At 35.2% G+C, this 21,781-nt stretch carries 14 protein-coding genes; 12 read left to right on the top strand and 2 right to left on the bottom strand.

Annotation, left to right across the window (positions count from 1 at the left end):
• Window positions 1-79 precede the first annotated feature (79 nt).
• Entirely contained in the window at window positions 80-3,061 is a 2,982-nt protein-coding gene (locus PYV58_RS14265) for an RHS repeat domain-containing protein (RefSeq protein WP_275059554.1), read from the top strand.
• A gap of 999 nt (window positions 3,062-4,060) precedes the next feature.
• On the opposite strand, the gene PYV58_RS14260 is transcribed toward PYV58_RS14265, so the two are convergent.
• Window positions 4,061-4,384 carry a hypothetical protein gene (locus PYV58_RS14260; RefSeq protein WP_034617864.1) on the bottom strand — a complete coding sequence of 108 codons (324 nt, stop codon included), beginning with the start codon at window positions 4,382-4,384 and terminating at the stop codon, window positions 4,061-4,063.
• 530 nt (window positions 4,385-4,914) lie between these two features.
• Window positions 4,915-9,993, bottom strand: a complete 5,079-nt coding sequence (locus PYV58_RS14255; RefSeq protein ID WP_034617867.1) for a HEAT repeat domain-containing protein — start codon at window positions 9,991-9,993, stop codon at window positions 4,915-4,917.
• Between the two features lie 1,269 nt (window positions 9,994-11,262).
• Here PYV58_RS14255 and moaA point away from each other — a divergent pair.
• The 11 genes from moaA to PYV58_RS14200 all read left to right on the top strand — a co-directional run bounded on the left by moaA (window position 11,263) and on the right by PYV58_RS14200 (window position 21,533).
• Entirely contained in the window at window positions 11,263-12,321 is a 1,059-nt protein-coding gene (moaA, locus tag PYV58_RS14250; protein WP_034614120.1) for a GTP 3',8-cyclase MoaA, read from the top strand.
• A gap of 95 nt (window positions 12,322-12,416) precedes the next feature.
• The gene (moaCB, locus tag PYV58_RS14245) at window positions 12,417-13,340 is read left to right on the top strand and encodes a bifunctional molybdenum cofactor biosynthesis protein MoaC/MoaB (protein WP_034614123.1); all 924 of its coding nucleotides are present in this window, start codon (window positions 12,417-12,419) and stop codon (window positions 13,338-13,340) included.
• Window positions 13,337-14,554, top strand: coding sequence for a molybdopterin molybdotransferase MoeA (locus PYV58_RS14240; protein ID WP_034614126.1), 1,218 nt, complete (start codon window positions 13,337-13,339; stop codon window positions 14,552-14,554). Before moaCB ends, PYV58_RS14240 begins: the two co-directional genes overlap by 4 nt.
• Before the next feature lie 34 nt (window positions 14,555-14,588).
• Window positions 14,589-15,212, top strand: a complete 624-nt coding sequence (locus PYV58_RS14235; protein WP_034614128.1) for an NTP transferase domain-containing protein — start codon at window positions 14,589-14,591, stop codon at window positions 15,210-15,212.
• Between the two features lie 48 nt (window positions 15,213-15,260).
• Window positions 15,261-15,512 carry a MoaD/ThiS family protein gene (locus tag PYV58_RS14230; protein WP_004820361.1) on the top strand — a complete coding sequence of 84 codons (252 nt, stop codon included), beginning with the start codon at window positions 15,261-15,263 and terminating at the stop codon, window positions 15,510-15,512.
• A gap of 1 nt (window position 15,513) precedes the next feature.
• Entirely contained in the window at window positions 15,514-15,993 is a 480-nt protein-coding gene (locus PYV58_RS14225) for a molybdenum cofactor biosynthesis protein MoaE (RefSeq protein ID WP_034614131.1), read from the top strand.
• A gap of 131 nt (window positions 15,994-16,124) precedes the next feature.
• Window positions 16,125-18,554 carry an FdhF/YdeP family oxidoreductase gene (locus tag PYV58_RS14220; protein ID WP_051671017.1) on the top strand — a complete coding sequence of 810 codons (2,430 nt, stop codon included), beginning with the start codon at window positions 16,125-16,127 and terminating at the stop codon, window positions 18,552-18,554.
• 81 nt (window positions 18,555-18,635) lie between these two features.
• Window positions 18,636-19,424, top strand: a complete 789-nt coding sequence (gene fdhD, locus PYV58_RS14215) for a formate dehydrogenase accessory sulfurtransferase FdhD (RefSeq protein ID WP_034614133.1) — start codon at window positions 18,636-18,638, stop codon at window positions 19,422-19,424.
• Window positions 19,425-19,465: 41 nt separating this feature from the next.
• Entirely contained in the window at window positions 19,466-20,209 is a 744-nt protein-coding gene (gene modA / locus PYV58_RS14210; protein ID WP_034614135.1) for a molybdate ABC transporter substrate-binding protein, read from the top strand.
• A gap of 9 nt (window positions 20,210-20,218) precedes the next feature.
• Entirely contained in the window at window positions 20,219-20,908 is a 690-nt protein-coding gene (gene modB, locus PYV58_RS14205) for a molybdate ABC transporter permease subunit (protein ID WP_004820372.1), read from the top strand.
• 4 nt (window positions 20,909-20,912) lie between these two features.
• Complete coding sequence (locus PYV58_RS14200; RefSeq protein ID WP_034614138.1) at window positions 20,913-21,533, top strand: ATP-binding cassette domain-containing protein; 621 nt, start codon at window positions 20,913-20,915, stop codon at window positions 21,531-21,533.
• Window positions 21,534-21,781 lie beyond the last annotated feature (248 nt).

Genomic DNA, 21,781 nt, shown 5'->3' with positions numbered 1-21,781 from the left:
CATTTATACAAATGCTCAAAAAAATAAATTATTAAGGATGGAGCGTAGTGGGGTAGATAGTTGCCCGAATAGTAGTGCTATGACTACTTATGATCAATTAGGTATGATTGCGATAAAAAAAGACTGGAATGGTATAGAGACACATTATCAACGAGATAAATTTGGGCGAGTAATTCAGGAAACATCTGGTATAAAGAATGGGAATTATAATAATGCGATCACAAAAAAATATACTTGGAGAAATTTGCCAAGTTATATTACTAAAATTGAATACTTTAATGCTAGTAATAATTCTTTAATAAAAACTGTAAGTTATGATTACTATGAAGGTCATAATCGTATTAAAAGTATAAAGACTTGTGCTCTAGATTCATGTAGTACTGTTGGTTATGGATATTCATTTCATGAAAATAAGATTCCACAAACTATTGCCATTAACAACAACGGAAAAGTAACAGTTAACTTATATGATTCATCAGGAAATCTATTAGAGATTAGGAATCCTTTGGGGCAAATTATTACTTATAGTAATTATGATGGCTTAGGAAACGTAGGAAAAATTGTTGATAGCAATGGATTAATTACTAATTTTTTGTATGATAGCCGTAGTCGTATCATTAAAGAAGAACAAATATTAGAGAATAACCAAACTCGAACTCAAACATTTAAATATGGCCCATTTGGCGCAACTGAAATTGATCGTAATGGAAGTAAAGAGATTATTTATTACAATGATAATGGCACAATCACTCAAATTACTCATGGTAGCGCTAGTCAAGTTTTAAGTAGTCAAGAGTTTAAATATTCAAATCTTGGACAACTCCTCAGTGTCAGTTTTAAAGAAGGTGGTTCGGTTCGTTATTCTAAAAGTAATCAACATAATCAACTGGGATGGACAACCGCAGACTTGGGTAACAATGGACAAAACCAGCGTTATGAATATGATGCCAATGGAAATGTTATTAAAGAAACGGATTCATTGGGTAATATCACTTCATACTCTTATGATTCACAAGGTAATATCAATTTAGAGAGTCGTAGTGATGGTTCGACTATTCTATATAACTATGATGCTGTTGGGCAATTGATTAGTGTTAAAGATGCTAAAGGCAATACAACAACATATAGTTATGATGGACTTGGTCAACTGTTATCAATCAATAGTCCAGATACAGGATTAACCAAATATCAATATGATCCAGATAGTAATCTGATTCGTTTAACGCGTGCAAATAATGTCAGCACAACATATAGTTATGATGCGTTAAATCGCCGAACTAAAGCGCAGACAGGCGATCAGATCCAAAGCTGGGTTTATGATAATTGTAGCAATGGTGTTGGTCGCTTGTGTGCAACAGCTGATGGGGTTACTTCTACAGGTTATGGATATACCAAAGATGGTCAACTTTCTGTACAAATTAAAAATATAGCTAGTGTTAATTACTCAACTTATTGGAACTATGACAGTTTAGGTAATTTGATTGGAGAAAGCCGTGGGAGTGAAAATAATAAAGTCATTTATGAATATGATGGATTAAATCGAGTAAGTGCGGTTAAATTCAAAACAGCAAGCTCAACACAGACGATTGTCAACAATGTGACATATGAACCCTATGGTGGAATCAAAAACTGGACCTATGGCAATGGTTTATCACGACAAGCTAGCTATGATCAGGATTACCGCCTAATTGGTATTACTGCTCTGGGAGTGCAAAATCTTAGCCATCGCTATAATGCCAATAATTGGATCACCCAAATCAATAATGGCTTAGATAACAATAAAACTACCAGTTATAGCTATGATGTACTTGGGCAATTAAACCTTGCTTCTTCAGCCCAATATACCGAACGCTGGCAACAAGACAGCAATTACAATCGAACCAACCGCATAGGCAATACCAATGCCGTAACGAACTATATGCTTGGTCAGGGAAATCGTTTAACTAGTACAACGGGTGCTGAAGCGAAAAACTTTAGTTATGATGTATTGGGTAACCTAACCCAAAAGACTGGGTATGGGGGAACGGTTAATTATACCTACGATGGCTTTAACCGTCTGAAAAGCGTAAATACAGGTGCTACAGTAAGTTATGACTATGATGTCTTTAATCTTCGTAGTCGTAAATCTGGTAATGGTGGAACCATCAATTATATCTATTCACCGGATGGCCGATTACTCGCTGAAAGTCCTTTATCTACATCACAAAATGGCAGTTTAGCGAAAAACTATATTTGGCTAGGTGGTCAACCGATTGCTGTGGTAAGCAATAATCAATTCTATTATATCCATAATGATCACTTAGGTCGTCCAGAAGTCATTACTGACTCAAATCAAGCTGTGGTGTGGAAAGCTCAACTTAGCAGTTATGACGGTGCTGTGGTACAAAGTAGTATTGGAGACTTTAACCTCGGTTTTCCTGGGCAATACTATGATGCAGAGAGTACACTTTGGTATAATTGGAATCGCTACTATGATGCCAGTATAGGGCGTTATACTCAGAGTGATCCGATTGGATTAGCAGGTGGTTTAAATACATATACTTATGTAGAAAATAATCCAATTAGTTATATCGATGAAACTGGTGAAATTGGGATGTTGGGTGCTGCATATGGTGCAGTTGCTGGTGGTATTGGTGGTTATGTTACTGGTGGATGGAAGGGAGCTATAATAGGTGCAGGTACAGGAGCTCTCGTTGGTGCTGTAAATCCATGGGCTTCACACTATGTTGGTGCCGCGGCTGGATCTGTTGCTGCGAATATAGCGGGTCAAGTTGTTGGTAATAAATTATCGAAAAAAGATATAACTGATCCGTGTAATTATAATTATTTTGCGATTGCCGGAGCTGCTATAGGTGGTGCTGTTGGTGGGCCTGCGAATCAAGTTGTTGCAAGGTATGCGCCATACATGAGAGTTAATATGATTGGAAAACCATTAGGAACACCAGGTGTTAATAGGACTCCAGGGCTGGTTGTAGGAGCAGTTGTAGAAGGTGGTATCGTTGGAGCTGGTGAAACTGGCGGAAACTATATACAGAAACAATATGAAGGGAGTAAAAAATGATCTGGTTGAAGACTTTTGTTTATTTTGTGTTTTATAGTATTCTTCTTTTAATAGGATCTTTTTTGTATGGTCAAGCTCTTCTATTCTTCGTGAAAAGAAAATCTATTTTTAAGAATTTTTTTATATTTTTAACATACATTTTTTTTATTATTTTGATTGTATATCCTATTATTTTAATTTTTGATTTAATCAAAGATTTTCATTTTTATATTTCAAAGAATAATTATTTTTTATTTTTTGTTCTAAGCTGTTTTATTCTATCAATTATACCGATGCTTATACTTTTTCGAATAAAATATTTAAAAAGGCTACAATTATTTGGTTTATTCAAAAACTAAATTAAAATAGTGAATTTACAAGAAGGCCACATTCAATGAGGCCTTTTTTGTATTTTAAATTTTTCAATAAATTATATTTTATTGATTGTAAATTGAAGTATTTAAATTTAAGTCCATTATTAATTTCGAATTAAACTTTGAAGATAACAATCTACTTTTTTCTAAAAAACTGTCGTATAATTTCATTATGTTTCTTAATTCTAAGTGATTTTTTAATCACTCCTAAAAACAGCCTATACGAATTATAAGTAAGGATCACCTTGATAATTTCAAATCAAATGAGGTGTATCAATTAAAAGATTGTTTCTTATGCTATTCACATCATTCAGTTTCAGCAATGATAAATGGATAAATATGAGCAATCTAAACATTCACTTAAGTTGGAACATTGACACTCTAAAAATTGCCGATTATCCTTGGCTTGCTGACCTACATTGTCAGTCGGTTTTGGCTGACCAGAATTAACAAAGCCTTCCATATAAGAGATTCCCCTTATATGGAAGGCTTTAGATTTGTATGTTGAAAGTATAAAATCTCCTTCAAAAACAAATCATTTTTACTTAATAATTAAGTTCATTAGTGCATTTTAAAAAGAAGAGCTTAATAAAAGTCATTTATTACATTGTCTAGCTTTTTTAGCTAATGCAGGTAAAGATAATTGTTATTCTTTTATGTGTTTTTCAGGAATTAAAATACTATAATTCTCAGGTAAATAAGTCTTTAATTGAAAATTTGTAACATTAATTCCTGCACATTTATAGTTTCCACAGGCTAAGTTATAAACATAGATTTCTTTATTATTTTCATTTAATATACCAATACCATTTATTAATGTAATTGGAGGGTAGAGTTGTACCGATAGTAAAGAAGCCTGTAATTGAGCTTTTTTTAAAGATTTTGAAAAGTCGTTAACTCCTCGATGATGAAAACTTAAATAACAGCTAAGCAAGAGTATAGAAAGAAATAAGTAAAAGTAAGAAGTCATGATAAATGTTATGATTTTTGTAGCTAAAATACTTCTAAGGAGTGGATTTTTGTTTTTAAAATCAAAAGAAATTGAGTAATATTTTAATTTTAGTTTTTTTTCGCATTGGTTTCAGGTTTCCACCAATACCATACAAAAAAAAGATAGTAGGTAAAAAAAAAAAATGAATTAAGTATTTTTAATCAAATCGATAATTTTATTCAATAAATCTATGAAAATGCTTAATAATTCATTGGCACCTAAGAATGTTACTTCATTGTTATTTAATCCTAGCGCAAAAACGTTTGTTTCAGAAATTTGGAAAAGCCCAAAGTAATAAAACATTTGACATCCAAAGCATAAAGCAGGTAAGTAAATTATAAAAAAGAGAGTCTTTTAATCCAATCTTGCATATTTATTTGTTTCTCTGAAAATAGTTAAGGAGAAGAATGATTGTAAATTTATAATTTGCCAAATATATTATAAATAATTATCTAGAAATTTTTTATTAATGTTAATTACCATGCTATAGAACATTTTTTATATCCGGTTTAATTGATTAAGTTGTTGAATAATTTTTCTGCTGCATCATCAAAACGATCTACTTCATCTTCAGTAAAACATTCAAAATTAGACGTGTTAATTAGTTGAGATTCAATTGTAATGTATGAAGAAGGGTGTCGCTCTAATATACGCAAAATATCTTGTTTATGAGAATACGTTAAATCTGATTTAAGGACTGTAGTTAACTCTAATACTAAATTTGGTATAAATTCAAACCGTTTATGGTTAGTAATATAGTTAAATCCACGCCAAATTTGAATGTTATAATTTACGTTAATTTGTGATGTCTTATTAAAAAACTGGACAAAACGAGAAAATAGTTTTCTTAATACAAGGTCAATATCATCAGTATTAACTTCAGCGGCTAACATACATAATCCCTCAAATATGTTGGAATTACCAGATAAAACCAATGGATTGATAAATGAAATAATACGACTATCAATATATTTTAAAATCCACCTAGACTTACTATATTCACAGATTGCTGGTATCAATATTTTTTTTTCTAAAGCCAAAGCTCTGTAAAAATGTTCTGAGTCATTTTGGAGCCCTAAGAACTTGATATAACTATCTATATATTGATCATAGTAGGCACCCTGTAAACCATCTTCATGCCAAGGTATGTATACCTCGTACTGATTTGCAGCCGCAAGTGCTGGTCTTAATAAGGTTTTTAATTGCATAGAGCTAGATTTTTCACCAAAAGTTGAGGATCTTTTAGCAACAGTATAGCCGTCACTTGTAAAATCAAGTTGCGGTTTAATACTCTCAATCATAGTAGATCGCTCATAAGGAGTATTAAGTAGAGTAATTAATTGTTCAATTTCTTCACGAGTTAAAGCTGAAAACGCAAAATTTTTATCTAATACTAGCTGTGGTTGCTCAAGCCCATTTAAAATATCATTATAGTTTAAGTAGATCACTGGTGGTACTGAAATGGAGGAATCAGCGTCAATAAATTTATCCTCATGTTCAATCTCTTTATTTTTTTTGTTCATAAAAAGATTGTTTACTACATTTTCTACAATTGGATGCTCTTGCCATGGAGTTAACGACAAAATTCCAAGAATTTTTTCTAAACTATAAACTTTAGGTTGTGGTATTAAATGAAGTTCTTTTAAACATCTTATTGCAAACCAAACATAAGATGATTGAGCTAGATAGTATTCAAGCAAATCAGTTTTATTGCATAATCGTAGTGATCTTAAAGTTGCTGCATGTAGTATAGGTATATGTAACTCATTAATAATTTGATCTAGTATTTTTGTTTGTGGTGGGTATTCATTAGAAGTTAAACGTTCAAATAACCAGTCTGCTATGTCATCTCCCGTGGGGAGATCATATTTCATAAGGCAATCTTCCCAATCCTGTTCAAAAACCCAACCCCAAATGTAAATAAAGGAATCTTTACCTCTTGAAAGTGAGTCGATTATATCATTACCACAAGTCAACAAACGTTCAGATACAATGTTGTGAGCCAAAAGACTTGAGTTATTATCAATTATTAATGGCGAATGTTCTTTGATAATATTCGGTACAATACTATTCAGTGCAATATCAAAAGGAAGTCTTCCCGCAGCTAAAATTGCAGTACGTCGTGTTTGCCAAGGAAGATTTTTATTACAGGCTAATGAAACAATTCTTTCAGCAAAACTTATGTCACGAGCCCTCATTGCAAGTATACATTTCCACAATTCAATAGTTGGTGATGTGAATTTTATTAATGATAAATCTGAAGTATGAGTTGAACCTGATGCTACAATTGCGGTAAGTATTGTAACCGCAGTATTGTCGTCAACTTCTAATGCTAGTTGTTTAACTAAATATGGCAAAGCTTTAGTGCTTCGTTTTGTAGATAAAACTAATGCTGCATGTCGTCTAATTATTACGTCTGTATGGTTTAGACTATTAATCAATAAATTAAGTGTTTCTAGGGTGCTTAACTCACCTAGTTTAACTAATAATATTGCGTCAAGTGTACGATCATTTTCTGAAGCTAATCTTGCTTCTAATAATGGAATTGCCTCTGGAAAAGGTTTTTCTAGACTCTGCATTAGAAACCAAAAATTCCAGCCAGTATTTAGTGGCTCTATCTTCTGAATTCTTCTATACAGCTCTCCTATGTCAGCATCGTGTGCAAGAAGAGTGGATAAAGCTGTAATTCTTTTATCTAAAGCTAGATTTGTATCAAAAAAGTCATTTTCATAAATAGATTTATTAGGTAAAGATGGTAATACAGATGGTAGTAAAGATATGAATGCTGATGTACTATTTGTCCTTGGCTGGAGGGAGTTACATAGTTCTGGAAGACTAGGCTCAGCTAAAAAAAGTAAAATTCGTAATGCATTATTTATAACTATCTCATCAAAATCATTTTGTTTAATTATAGCAATTGAATTTTTAGTTAAATTGTCTTTATTTTCCCAAATGTAATCTTCGAAAACATCCAAACATGCTGATTTAGTAACAAGAATTTTATCAATATCAACATTTGGAAGTGCTGCAAGGAATTCAGTTGTTTTTGCTATGTTGTCAAATTTTTGATATAGATTTATTTTGTTGTTTGTTCTAAAGTCACTTTTCCTCATTATAGGATGTGTTGTTATAAAATTAAAGACTGGTTTTAATATATCCCGACGCCAGTCCAATAGAAGAATAGGAATTAACTTTCTTTTAATTTCAGGGCGTTGATTTTCAAAAAGATTCAATATACTCGGGTCAATCATTAAATCAATCCGATGTGCAGCCATAGTAAACCAGTCAAGTACTGAATTTTCTGGATCTTCCACTTTCTGAATTTTTATTACGAATGTAATTAAAGTATGTAACTTGGTTATATCAAATTCTAAAATCATCCTCATTATTGATGTTGACCAATGAAAATCTTGCTGAAAACGGTTAGGCTGAATTTTTATTAATTCAAAAAGCTGTTCTATAAAATGAGCGTTACCTATACACTTTACAAGCTCTGGTAAAATGTAGTAATCAGTAACTTTTATTTCCGAATTGCTAAGCATATTCAGAATATCTTTTTGCGTAATAAGATTGTTTTTTAAAATATATGCTTTTAACGACCATATATCTTTACCTTTTAGGAAAGCGTCTTTTGCAACTGCATGTGCTTTAATCAAGTTGCCAGATTTTTCAAGATGAAAAATTTGTGCTGTTATATTGCCGATTTCTGCATACCATTCAGCCAACTGTACATGCGTAGTTCGATAAATATCTAATGAAATAAAACTTTCAAGTCCTGCACGAACTGTTTCATGCATCTCATACAGATCATCTCCAGTTTTACGAAGTAAACCAAGTATTAAAAGCTCATGAATAGCTTCTCGTATGTTCTCTGTAGGGAAAATCTCTATAGCTTCAGTCCTACTAAATGGTAAAGCAAAACAGGTTAGTTTTTTAGCAGCAATAACTAGAGTTGGTGAAACACGATCAAAACGTTTCCTTTCAGCCTCTGCTAGCATTTCATCAGCAGGTATTTCAGCGATTATTCTCATATCTTCTATTGTTTCGACATGGGCTAATGTTTGTGCAAGACTCACTAGCAATCCTGTTTCTCTTCCAACTGTAATGCGTTGATAGATCCACAAGAGCTTTGATCTATCCACATCTTGATGCTGATATGTTACGAGTTGAACAAATTCTTCAAATTTAAATCCAGGGATATTGAGTTGTTCAATTTTATATAAAAGTTTGCTTGAAGAACTGATCTCACGTAATGGCATTTCTTGGCTAAAGATGGCAATTTGTAGATGCTGGCTAGAAATAGAGCTTATGAAGTGATTGAGGGCTTTCGCAAAAGAATCAGAGCAAGTTCCATGCACTAAATCGATTAATAGTATAATTTTTAGGCTGCATGAGGATAACGATTTAGCCAGCTTTTGAAGAGTATTTTCGGTTGATAATTGATTATCTATAGCTATCTTAAACGGAGTAGTTATTCCGTATCTGCGTAAGTGAAAAGCGACTCCTGATAGAACATCAATTAATGAATTATTTTCAGTTACATTAGCATAAAATACATTGCGATCAGGTTGATTTGAACGAATGTACTCTAATATTTCACTGGCTAAAGAGGTTTTACCCGAACCTGAAACACCTGTTATCTCTATGGCTTTCCCTGTAAATTCTTGAGCAATTTGTGTGACTAAGTTGGTCCTAGGCAGAAATTGAAGTCCACGCAGAGGAGGTTCTTTAATTATGACCATTGTTGGCCATACGGTACGTAGTTCGAGTTCGAAATCTTCTTTATTAAATGTTTTGTTTGTTTGTTTAGAGATATCATTAATAAAGCCTCTTAAATTTCGAAATAAAGTATTTTCAATTATATTTCTTTGTAACTGATAGTTATCCTCAAGGCGTTGATAAACTCTACTAACTACTTCTTTTTCTGTCCCATACAGACTTAATATTTTAATTCGACTAAGGATATTAGGAAGTATTGCATTAATTCTTTTAATTTCTTGAATGTATAGTTGAAAGAAACCTTCTTCTAGAGATAGTGTGTTTATAAAAATAGAAAAGGATTCAAATTTTTGCTCAATATTTAACTTTGGATCTATATTTGATGGAATTTTCCAACGTTGAATCTTACCTTTATTTTCATTAGATATATCAATTTTTTTTAGGCAATGGTCTTTTGTCATTTTATGTATAACAGTTAGATAAGCTTGTGAGCTATTTAGTGGTGCATGTTCATCAGCATCTATTAGTTCTGATAGATCTTTACTTACCTCATCACCAAGAATCCAAATTTGTTCATAATTATTATTAGTCAAATGTAAAATTGCATTTGGAAATAAATCTTTAGCAGCACTAGTGAGTGTCCAAGGTGTAGGATTAAGAACCCCCGTATTTGTTTCGGTAGGCTTTTTAATTTGTATGTATTGGCGATATTCCACACAATTTTCAATCCAAAATAGATCTAAATCATCTTCACCTTCTGGTCGAACATAAGCAGTGGAACCATGCTGATCGAAAAGATCAAATAAACGGTCAAGTATGACAGTGGCCTGATAGTCAAATCCTTTAATTGCACTAATTCCTCCTGACATATATTCCTCACATAATAAAATTAGAACGTAGTAACAAGATTTAGCGATGCTTTAAAATTCTTGTATAGCCGCCATTTGGCAGATCCAGAAAATAGTTAACTCAATAAAGTTGGTCGAATATCCATAACACTCTAAAATCAAAAAATATTATTGAAATAATTAAAGATTTAAAAAATAATTATAAGGAAGGTGAAATAGTAATCAGTTGATTTTAATACTGCAAGTATTTAATTATGTGATTTATTTTTAGCCCAATCGGTCACATATCTCTTATGTTTTTATAGATACTTGCCACACAAGTAAGCGAACTAAAAACAAAATTATAAATTTTACCTAAGTGTATCTTTAGGTATGCCTTTTAATTAATTTTTAAAAAATTTATTTAATATCAGATATAAAATACTTATGCATCATAGGGGTGTGGGAGGATAAGTCAGCCATTGTTTCCATGCTATTCATGTATGTTAAATCTCTAAATTTAAATAATAAATAAGTTTATTTTGAAAGTTTGGCAATCTAACCAATTCTAACAACTTCTGTGCAAATCTGACCTAAGCAAAGGAAAAAGCATAGCTTTAGAGTACTTTTGTTCGTGCCAAAATTGAGTCAACAATGTGTGAGGAAACAAATTGGTTTCTCTCGGTCGTCATCTTAACAAATTGAGGCTGATTCACAAAAAGGAATCCGAAGATGAGTGCGGAAATTAGCAACAAAAAGAAAATGGAGTGTTCTGTTTAACCGAATCGCTTGTGGAGCGATTTCCTGATATTTTTGCCTTTCAGCTTTATTCGCTAAGTTGAGTATAAGGTAGAGCAGACTGGAAATAACATTTAAAAGGATAGACATATTCGAGATGATTAGGAATTGGAATTAATAAAAAATGTGATAAAAACAATGACCTGAATATTAATCAATATTGAGACGCTGTATCAAAATAAGTTTGGTTTCTTTCATATTTGCCTTTGGCTTGTGTATACGATCACGTTTTGGATCAAAGCTATTGAGAGATTTCATCAATTTATCAAGGCCTGACAGTAGAAGATGAATGGCTTGTATGATAGGTTTTAGATATGGGCTTGTTGATTTGTGAATGATATTGCTGAATAAGGTCATACGGACTGGTTTTACAACAAAGTTTAATAAGAAAGGTTGATTAGGCTTTGAATGAGCAAGGTGTAGGGTACCTAGATTAGGTGTTATTACTGGTTTATCTATTTTTGCCACGCAACTTTAATGAAGCAAAACTGTTTTTAAGGGCTGAGAAATAAAATGATGAAGGTATCAAAACAAAGCTCTGTAAACATAAGTTCTGAAACAAAAAGCCAGTTTGAATCTATTTTATCAGCACATTTACCTGAATCGAAATTAGTTGATCAGTTTCAAAGACACAAAAGAAAACTAAGAATTTCGTTGACTGATCGATGTAACTTTAAATGCAGTTATTGTATGCCTGATCATCCGAGCTGGTTAGCTAAACAGGATATTTTAAGTTTTGAAGAACTTTATAGATTTTGTGAAGTGATGATTAAGCTTGGCATTACTCAAATTCGTTTAACGGGTGGCGAGCCGTTGATGCGAAAAGGGCTGGTTAATTTTATTTATACGCTCAATACGTTAAGACCATTAGGTTTACAGCGTGTCTCAATGACGACGAATGCTTATTATTTAGAAAAATATGCAGTTGAGCTAAAACAAGCTGGGCTTGATGATCTAAATATAAGTTTAGACAGTATTGATCCAGACACTTTTTTTAAAATGACTCAAAAAACCTTAACACCCGTATTAAAAGGAATTGAGGCGGCAAAAGCTGCAAATATCCCAATTAAACTCAACTGTGTTTTGGTCTATGGAGAGAATCATCAGGAAATATTGTCATTAACTGAGTGGGCTTATCAAAATGACTTTGAACTACGATTTATTGAATACATGCCATTGGATCAACCTGAGCATTGGAAGCGTGAGAAAGTCGTGGTTGAGGATGACATTATCAATATACTTTCGCCACATTTTCGCATCGATAAATTAGAGCGAAATAATAACCCAGCCACAATATATACACTCAATCAAGGTTTTAAACTGGGTATTATTTCCACCATCAGCAAGCCTTTTTGTCAAAGTTGTGATCGTTTGCGTTTAACCGCGACGGGTGAGTTATTTACATGTTTGTTTGCCAATACAGGTATTTCTGTCCGACATTTATTGGATAAAGCTCAGGGAAAACAATTGATAGCAACAATTTTGGATACGGTTTGGCAAAAAAAGGCAGGCTATATTGCTTACCAAGCTGCACCCATTCGTAAGATTAGTATGCATTCTATTGGCGGTTGATTTTATACATAGAGATAGAATTGTATATGCTTTTTTTATTTGAAATGAATCGTTTATTGTGAAGCTGTATATTATTTAAATTGACAGGGTTTTTTATGAAAAATGTAGGCATGAAGCCTGAGAGTTATCGTATTGCTACTGCAAGTTCAGAGTTATTCGCGCCTCCGCATTGTTTACAATTATTAGCAGAGGGTAATACTGAAAAAGGCGATGCACTAAAAACAGCACGAATCGCAGGGATTCTTGCAGCCAAACGTACCGATGAGCTTATTCCGCTTTGTCATCCTTTACCTATTTATCGAGCTGATGTCGATTTTGAAATACTAGCAGATCGCGTCAAGATTACGGCAACCGTAGAAACGATTGCGCCAACTGGTGTTGAAATGGAGGCTTTAACTGCCGCAAGTCTGGCTGCGCTTACGATTTATGACATGTTGAAACCGCATTGTGAACCAGATGAACTGATGATTGGTCATTGCAAACTTGAATTGAAAAAGGGCGGGAAATCGCACTATAAACGTCATCTTCGACAAGCTGTATCAGCTGCGGTCATTGTGTTATCAGATAGTGTCGCTTCTGGCAAAAAACCTGATACAGCGGGACGTTCTGTGGTTGAAACCTTAACTGAGGCTGGATTTGATCCAATTCACTATCAAATCATCGCTGATGAGCCTTTGCAACTAAAACAATTGATTTCAGAATTGGTGCAATCTTATGGATGCATCATTACGGTGGGTGGGACAGGCATAGGTAAGCGCGATATTACTGTCGATACGATAGAACCATTATTGGAACGAGAGCTGAATGGCCTGATGGAAGCAGCACGTGCTTTTGGTCAAAGACGGACACCTTATGCTGCAATGTCTCGTGGTGTTGCTGGTTTTATTGACCGATCATTGGTCATTACTTTACCAGGCAGTCGTGGTGGCGCTTCTGAATCTATGGCAGCGATTTTACCTGCTTTGGTGCATATCTTTGATGTATGTCGAGACTTACCACACCCAGGAGGTTATGAATGAGTTGTTCTGGTCAAGGATTAATAGGTTTAGATCAAGCATTGGCAGCTTATTCTACGGTTGAACCGCGAGCGGTTCAGACTCTGTCACTGGTAGAAGCACATCAACATTATCTGGCACAAGATGTTCTGTCTGAGATTGCATTACCTCTATTTACTCAGAGTGCAGTAGATGGCTATGCCTTAAAAAGCGAAGACATTCTTGCCGGTATTACCGTGTTTGAATTGGTTGGAGAAATACGCGCAGGTATTGAAGAAGATGTTCAGATCGAGTCTGGACAATGTGTTCGAATTTTTACAGGCGGTAAATTGCCAGATTCGGCTGATACGGTTGCCAGACAAGAAATAGTATCTAAACTAGATAGCCGAATTAGCTTAAATCAAGCGCTTAACAAAGGGACGGATATTCGTTATCAAGGCGAAGAATTATCTATTGGGACAATATTGGCAAAGCAGGGCCAATATCTAAAAAGTGGCTTAGTTGCATCACTAAGTATGGCAGGGGTAAAAGAGGTCAGTGTTTTTAACCGTCCTCGTATTGCTGTATTGATTACAGGCGATGAAGTTAGCAAAAGTCTTGATAATAGCGCTCAGGTTTTTGATGCGAATTCGCCAATGGTTTTAACATGGTTGAAGGAAAGAGGTTTTTACTCGATCCATTTAGAACATGTGATAGATGACGAAATTGTCTTGAAAAAGGCTTTAGCAAATGCCTTAGATCATTACGATTTAGTTATCACGACTGGCGGGGTTTCAGTTGGAGATTATGATTTGATTCGTCCTGTTTCTCTTGCATTAGGGGCAAATGAAATTTTTTGGCAAGTTGCTCAGAAACCAGGCAAACCGATTTATTTTGCTGAATATAAAAAACCAAACCAGTCTTCCTATTTATTAGGGTTGCCGGGTAATCCAGCAGCAGTATTTATTTGTTTAGAAATCCATGTGTTGACTTTGCTTAAAGCAATGCAAGGTTTAAAAGAAGCCAAACCAGAATGGGAGAAGGCAAGCTTAAGCGAAGCTGTAAAGGGTGATAGTCGAGAACAACTGTTGCGTATGAAACTGAATGTTGATGAGCAAGGGCAACTTAGTGTTTCAAAACTCAAAAAACAGCAATCGCATATGCTAAGTAATTTAAGTGAAGCGAATGTCATTGGTCGAATTCCAGTGTTTAACAATACTGAAAATTGCCCCAAATTCATTGAGTTCATTCGTCTTTAGTATTTTGAGTCTGATACGCTTGGGTAACAATAAAATGTCTCAATATCCAAATACTGACTTAGTCATTTTAGCTGGTGGTCAAGCTAGACGGATGCAAGGTAAAAACAAACTTTTGCAGCAGTTTGATCATGAAATGCAACTGCTTAAAATCTATCGTCAATTTTGTGATGAGGTTGCGAAAATTTGGGTAAATAGTCATCAGGACTGTATTGTTTATCAGGAGATCATCGCTGAAATAGCCTGTTTTTCAGATGATCAGGCGGGATTTTTAGGGCCATTAATGGGAATGAAAAGCGCATGGGCACATGTAACTACAGATTATATTCTGTTTATTCCTTGTGATATTACTTTTATCCCTAAAGATGTCTTATCAAAAATGCATCAAACTTTATTGGAGGCAGAAAATTCTCAAGCTGTATTTATCTCTATAAACGAACAAAACCTTTACCCCTTTTGCTTGTTGAAAAGAGACAGCTTAGCTACGCTTGAAAAGCATTTGGCTAACGAGCAATTAAGTATTCGAAAGTGCTTTGATGATTTAAAGCCACAAGTCGTTAAATACGAAAGTCCTATAAGTTTCCATAGCATTAATTCAGAACAGGAGTTAAGACTATACCGTGAAGAATTACATATATTCAGTCATTCAAAATCAAGTTAGTTCACCCTAAATACTCATTGTGGCGCTATGGTTAAGTAAAGGTGTTAAATGGCAGAGATTCAAATTAAGATTGAAACTTATGGTGCAATTGAAAGACTGTTACCTAAAGATTTAAATTTTTCTTGTGTTGAAAATAGTATGGTCTCAGAAATTTTGCAGCAAATTTCTGATCAATATCCTGATTGCGCTAGTCTTTTAGAGAAGTGCGCATGTGCGATTGGTGAAGAAATTATTCCCCGTCGACATCGATTAACAAACCATTGTACATTGGTTTTATTATCCCCTGTAGCAGGAGGCTAACATGACAAATGGATTTCGGATTAAGGAAACGGATCTGAGTTTAGATGATTTTAAAACCATCGATGATTTTCCTGAGTGTGGTGGTATTGGAATTTTTATTGGAACGGTTCGAAATCATCATGAAGGTCGCAGTGTTAAGGCACTAAAATATACTGCTTATACGCCCATTGCTGAAAAAATGATTCGTGCAATTGAGCAAGAAATACAAAACAAATATGCAGTATCATATATTCAGGTCATTCATAGAATTGGCGCTCTAGAAATCGGAGGCAAAGCAATCATCGCAGTGGCTTATGCGCCGCATCGAAGAGAAGCTTTTATGGCGTGTGAAGAGGCTGTAGAACGTGTAAAACATGAAGTTCCAGTCTGGAAGGAAGAGTTTTACTCAGATGGTTCCAGTGAATATGTCGCTGGCTGTTGTATCCGAAAAGATGACGATGTTTCGCATAAACATCTTCATTTGAATTCACATTCTCATTAAGTCGTTGTAAATTAAGCAGCTTAAGTTATAAGAATGATGAATGATTATTATGAAAAGTTACCATGTAAAGTAAATGAATTTTTTCTTGAGCTGATTTTTTAATCAGATAAGCCATTAAAGAGGGCACTCAAATGAACGATTTAGAACAAAATAAACCTGAAACAGAAGGCCAAGAACGCCATATTCAGAAGAATACCAATTTCGCGCGTATCGAACCCTATACGCACCCAGCTGGTGGTTGGGGCGCTTTGTTGAGTGTTGCTAGAAATTTAAAAAGGCAAGAAGTCTTTGCCAAAGGCTCAATTACATTAATGAATATTAACCAGCCGACAGGTTTTGACTGTCCTGGTTGTGCATGGCCTGAGAAAAAAGATACGCACGTATTTAATTTTTGTGAAAATGGTGCAAAAGCTGTTGCATTCGAAGCAACCAGTAAACGAGTTACTCCAGAATTTTTTGCGCATCACACGGTGAGTTGGTTAGCTGAGCAAAATGATTTTTACCTCGAAGATTTGGGGCGCCTCACAGATCCAATACGTTATGACGCGGCTACAGATAAGTATATCCCAATTTCTTGGGATGATGCATTTAAGCTTATCGCTCAACATCTTCAAGCTTTGGATCATCCAGATCAGGCAGCATTTTATACGTCTGGTCGGGCAAGCAATGAAGCGGCTTTCTTGTACCAGTTATTTGTCAGAAGTTATGGAACAAATAATTTCCCTGATTGTTCAAATATGTGTCATGAAACCACCAGTATTGGTTTGAAAGATTCAATTGGGCTTGGCAAGGGGACCGTTACTTTAGATGATTTTGATCAAGCGGATACGGTATTTAGTTTTGGGCATAATCCTGGTACCAACCACCCTCGAATGTTAGGAACTTTACGTGAAGTATCGCGTAGAGGTGGAAATATTATTGCGATTAATCCAATCAAAGAACGTGGGTTAGAGCGTTTTCAGGATCCTCAAGCAGCAATTGAGATGATGACGAATGGCAGTACGCCCATTAGTCGTTTTTATTTCCAGCCGAAAATTGGCGGAGATTATGCGCTTTTGTTGGGGATGATGAAGCATCTTCACGAATGGGATAAGCAGGCAATACTCACAGGTAAAACGGGGGTATTTGATCGGCAGTATATTGCTGAGAATACCGTTGGTTTTGATGAAATGTTAAAAGAAGTTGACCGAACAGAATGGCGTGATATTTATCAGTATTCAGGCCTCTCTCCAGAAAACTTAGAATCAATTGCTAAAATGTTTTGCGAGTCTGAGCGTTCAATTTTTTGTTGGGGAATGGGCATAACACAACATAGACACGGTACTGCAAATGTTCATATGTTGGCTAATTTACTTTTGGCGAAAGGACAGATTGGTCGTCCGGGAGCAGGCCTATGTCCAGTTCGTGGGCACAGTAATGTGCAGGGTGATCGGACCATGGGAATCAATGAATTACCAAGTGAAAAAATGTTGGATGATATTGATCGTGTTTTCAACATTAAATCGCCACGTAAACATGGCTATGGTGTGGTAGAAACGATTAAAGCGATGTATGAGGGCGATGTTAAAGTCTTTATTGCTTTAGGTGGGAATTTTGCAGTTGCGACACCTGACACCCCATATACTCAAGAAGCGCTAAAACGCTGCTCACTGGTGGTAAATATCGCAACAAAACTCAATCGTAGCCATCTCGTGTGTGGTAAAGACGCCTTGGTTCTTCCATGTTTGGGTCGTACCGAACTTGATAAGCAACTGAAAGGGAATCAGGCGATCTCAGTTGAAGATTCAATGAGTAATGTTCATTTGTCCGCTGGACGCAATGAACCTGCATCAAAGAACTTGCTTTCTGAACCTGATATTGTTGCACGAATGGCTGAAGCGACGTTACCTGACTCTAAAATTAAATGGCGTTGGTATGTTGAGGACTATGATCGTATTCGTGATTCTATTGAAGAGGTTTTTGAGGAATTTAAAGATTTCAATGGGCGAGCCTATCAACCGGGTGGTTTCCATCTTATTCATCCTGCCAATGTTAAAGTTTGGAATACCCCCGCGGGTAAAGCACAATTCCTGATTACGCCATTAACCCAAGTCTATAACGATCAAGAAAATCAATTTTCTGCCCAGTATACAAAGAGTAAAGTCTACACTTTAATGACGATTCGTTCGCATGATCAGTATAATACGACCTTATATGGCCTAGATGACCGCTATAGAGGTGTGTTTGGCCAGCGCCGTGTATTATTTATAAATCAACAAGATATTGAAGAAGCTGGTTTTGTTGCTGATCAATGGGTTGATATTGAAAGTGTATTCTCTGATGGGGTAAAAAGAGTCGTGAAAAGTTTCCGAATCGTTCCCTATAACATTCCACCAGGAAGTCTGGCCGCCTATTATCCTGAAACCAACCCACTGGTTGCGCTTTCAAGTCATGATCAATATGCCAAGATTCCAGCTTCAAAAAGTGTTCCTGTTATTTTACATGCTGGCGATGCACCTGAGCACTTCAATTTATTTACTGAAGTCGATCCTGAGAATGCAGAAAAAAAGGTTGAGATTTAATTATTTACTGGTTTAGTGCAGGAAACATGAAATTGGATAGTAACCTATGGTTGCTATCCTGAATGGTAAGGAAAGCTCAAGTTGGAACCACAATTTTCAGGTTATGCGTCAGTTCAAATTACACGATTTGATCAAGATAAAACAGATGTTCAGTTTGATCAGGTTGTTCAAGAATATCCGATTGCATTGGTTTATAACGGTATATCTCATGCGGTGATGATGGCTACACCAACTGATATCGCAGAGTTTGCAAAAGGATTTAGCCTTTCTGAAGGAATAATTGCAAGTTTAAAAGAACTTTACTCGCTTGATATTATTCACAACAATTTTGGTATACAGGTTGAGATGAAAATTTCATCAAAAGCTTTTATGGCACTAAAAGAACATCGCAGAATGCTGATTGGTAGAACAGGATGTGGTTTATGTGGTATAGAAAGTCTTCAACAACTTCAATTTTCATTACCAAAAATTAGTTCTACAATTCAATCAGAATGGTTAAGAGAAATTCCTAACGCAATCAAACAATTAAAAAACCAGCAAAAGATTACTGCTGTGACTGGCGGAGCGCATGCTGCTGCTTGGGTTGTGGAGGGGATCATTCATGCTATTTTTGAAGATGTTGGACGACATAATGCGCTAGATAAATTACTGGGCCATATCTCAGCAGAGAACTTTGATTTATCAAAAGGATTTGTGGTGATGACCAGTCGAGCAAGTTATGAACTGATTAGAAAGTGTGTTGTATTAAATATCGCATTACTAGCAACAATTTCTGCGCCTACCAGTCTGGCAATAGAGATGGCACAAGCTTCAGGTCTCACATTGGCAAGCTTTTGTCGGGGTGACGGTTTCGTCCTTTATAGTCAGTAATGCTTAGCGATCAATTTTTTGTTATTCAAAGGAAGATGTCGATGAAAAAAATTTTATTCAGTTTAAGTTTGCTTGCTATGGGCCATGCTTATGCAGAAGATACAATCACAGTCTACGCTGCAGCCAGTTTAACCAATGTTCTAGCAGAACTAGATCAAAAATATGAAAAGAAAAATAATATAAAAATTAAAACATCTTATGCCGGTTCATCGACACTGGCAAAACAGATTGAAGCAGGGGCACCAGCCAATTTGTTTATCTCTGCCGATGAGCAGTGGATGAATTATTTACAAGATAAAAAATTGATTGACCCTAAAAATAGAAAGAATCTACTTGGCAATCGTTTGGTATTGATTAGCCCGAAAAATCAAAACATACAATTCAAAATGACTCCGTCCTTTGACCCGACCACCGCATTTAAAGGCAAGCTTTGTACAGGCGATACCAAAAGTGTTCCTGTTGGAAAGTATGCGAAGCAAGCTTTGACCTCATTGCAGTGGTGGGAAAAAATTCAGCCGCGTTTAGTTCAAGCTGAAGATGTTCGCGTTGCACTGAATTTTGTGGCACGTGGTGAATGTAATGTGGGGATTGTTTATTTAACTGATGCTGCAATTAGTCCAGACGTTAAGGTTATTGCTGAGTTTCCGTTAAACACGCATACACCAATTGTTTACCCAATGGGGATGGTAAAACCGACCCCTGAAACTGTTAAGTTTTATCAATATTTACAAAGTAATGAAGCTAAAACTATATTTAAAAAATATGGCTTTAGCGTTCTCAATTAGAAATCGGTTATGTTTGATGTACTGTCACCAGCAGAAATTGAAGTCTTAAAACTCTCTTGTAAAGTTGCTGGTTTTTGTCTGATTTTTAGCTTGATTCCAGCCATTATCGTTGGCTGGATTTTGGCACGTAAAGATTTTTTCGGAAAATCATTATTTGAAACATTGATTTTTTTACCTTTGGTGTTACCGCCAGTTGTGCCAGGTTTTTTACTTTTACAAGTTTTTGGTAATCGTGGCTTCTTAGGGAAATATTTAACGGAGTTCGGCCTAGATTTTGCATTTAATTGGAAAGGTGCAGTCTTGGCCTCGGCAGTGATGGGATTTCCATTATTGGTACAATCGATTCGTCTGGCGATTGAACTTGTTGATCAAAAGCTAGAAATGGCTGCAAAAACTTTAGGTGCATCTGCATTTTCAACTTTTATGCATGTGACCTTGCCTTTAGCGAGTAGCGGTATTTTAATTGGTGCAATTTTATGTTTCTGTCGTAGTTTAGGAGAGTTTGGCGCAACCATTACCTTTGTGGGGAATGTTGAAGGTGAAACCAGAACTTTACCGCTTGCGATGTATAGTTTGATGCAACAGCCTGATATGAATCATGCATTGCAACGTCTGATTATGATTTCATTGACTGTGGCATTTTTGGCATTATGGTTTGCACAGTGGTTTCACCGCTATCAAAAGAAAAAACAGAGTTAACGTAATGCATTTTGATTTTAAAATAATCTTGAAATTTGATAAATTTAATTTAAATCAGCAATTTAAATCTGATGAAAGTGTTGTGGGATTATTTGGACATTCTGGTTCAGGTAAAACCAGCATTTTAAATGCGATAGCTGGCTTACGTACGCCACAACAAGGCTGGATCAAAGTGAACCAAGATACTTGGTTTGATCATAAAACAAAAATAAATATCCCCACTCAAAAACGCCGTGTGGGTTTAGTCTTTCAAGATGCCCAATTATTCCCACATAAAAATGTTATGGGGAATTTAAAGTTTGGATATAACCGAATCGATGTTGAGCGACGTCAGTTTGAGTTGGACTATATCGTTGAATTATTAAAGCTGAGCCATCTGCTTGGTCGAATGCCAATACATCTGTCTGGTGGCGAAAAACAACGTGTGGCATTGGGGCGTGCGATTTTATATTCGCCGAATATTCTGCTATTAGATGAACCTTTATCTGCATTGGATGCAGAGCATAAAGCTGAAATTATTCCATTCTTTCAACAAATAAAGAATGAGATTAAAATTCCTATGTTATATGTGACTCACGATATCGAGGAAGTCAAACTGTTAACAGATAGCATTTGGCACTTATGATGATTGTCGATTGGGTTTAATTTGAAAAGTTCATTTTATATTTTTTCTAAAAGAAGTAACGTTGCATGCTATGGGCGCCCGTTTGGTATTTCAGCTCATCAAACATCATGCTAACAAATAATAAAAAATATACGTAAACAGGTTCACAATATTCTAAATGAGCAAATGAAACTTCTTAAAAAATACTCAAGCTCATTAGACGAAAGCTTTTGGTTGCTTAAAAATTATACATCTTAGGGTATTCTTTA

The sequence above is a fragment of the Acinetobacter sp. TAC-1 genome (assembly GCF_029025845.1).
In the GTDB taxonomy this organism is placed as follows: domain Bacteria; phylum Pseudomonadota; class Gammaproteobacteria; order Pseudomonadales; family Moraxellaceae; genus Acinetobacter; species Acinetobacter guillouiae.
The sequence above is the reverse complement of the archived record's forward strand: the minus strand, read 5'-3'. Positions and strand labels throughout refer to the sequence as shown.

Bases quoted from the DNA above. Each gene is read 5' to 3' on its own strand.
- PYV58_RS14265 (WP_275059554.1), top strand. From the start codon at position 80: ATGACTACTTATGATCAATTAGGTATGATTGCGATAAAAAAAGACTGG.
- PYV58_RS14260 (WP_034617864.1), bottom strand. From the start codon at position 4,384: ATGACTTCTTACTTTTACTTATTTCTTTCTATACTCTTGCTTAGCTGT.
- PYV58_RS14255 (WP_034617867.1), bottom strand. From the start codon at position 9,993: ATGTCAGGAGGAATTAGTGCAATTAAAGGATTTGACTATCAGGCCACT.
- moaA (WP_034614120.1), top strand. From the start codon at position 11,263: ATGATGAAGGTATCAAAACAAAGCTCTGTAAACATAAGTTCTGAAACA.
- moaCB (WP_034614123.1), top strand. From the start codon at position 12,417: ATGAAAAATGTAGGCATGAAGCCTGAGAGTTATCGTATTGCTACTGCA.
- PYV58_RS14240 (WP_034614126.1), top strand. From the start codon at position 13,337: ATGAGTTGTTCTGGTCAAGGATTAATAGGTTTAGATCAAGCATTGGCA.
- PYV58_RS14235 (WP_034614128.1), top strand. From the start codon at position 14,589: ATGTCTCAATATCCAAATACTGACTTAGTCATTTTAGCTGGTGGTCAA.
- PYV58_RS14230 (WP_004820361.1), top strand. From the start codon at position 15,261: ATGGCAGAGATTCAAATTAAGATTGAAACTTATGGTGCAATTGAAAGA.
- PYV58_RS14225 (WP_034614131.1), top strand. From the start codon at position 15,514: ATGACAAATGGATTTCGGATTAAGGAAACGGATCTGAGTTTAGATGAT.
- PYV58_RS14220 (WP_051671017.1), top strand. From the start codon at position 16,125: ATGAACGATTTAGAACAAAATAAACCTGAAACAGAAGGCCAAGAACGC.
- modA (WP_034614135.1), top strand. From the start codon at position 19,466: ATGAAAAAAATTTTATTCAGTTTAAGTTTGCTTGCTATGGGCCATGCT.
- modB (WP_004820372.1), top strand. From the start codon at position 20,219: ATGTTTGATGTACTGTCACCAGCAGAAATTGAAGTCTTAAAACTCTCT.
- PYV58_RS14200 (WP_034614138.1), top strand. From the start codon at position 20,913: ATGCATTTTGATTTTAAAATAATCTTGAAATTTGATAAATTTAATTTA.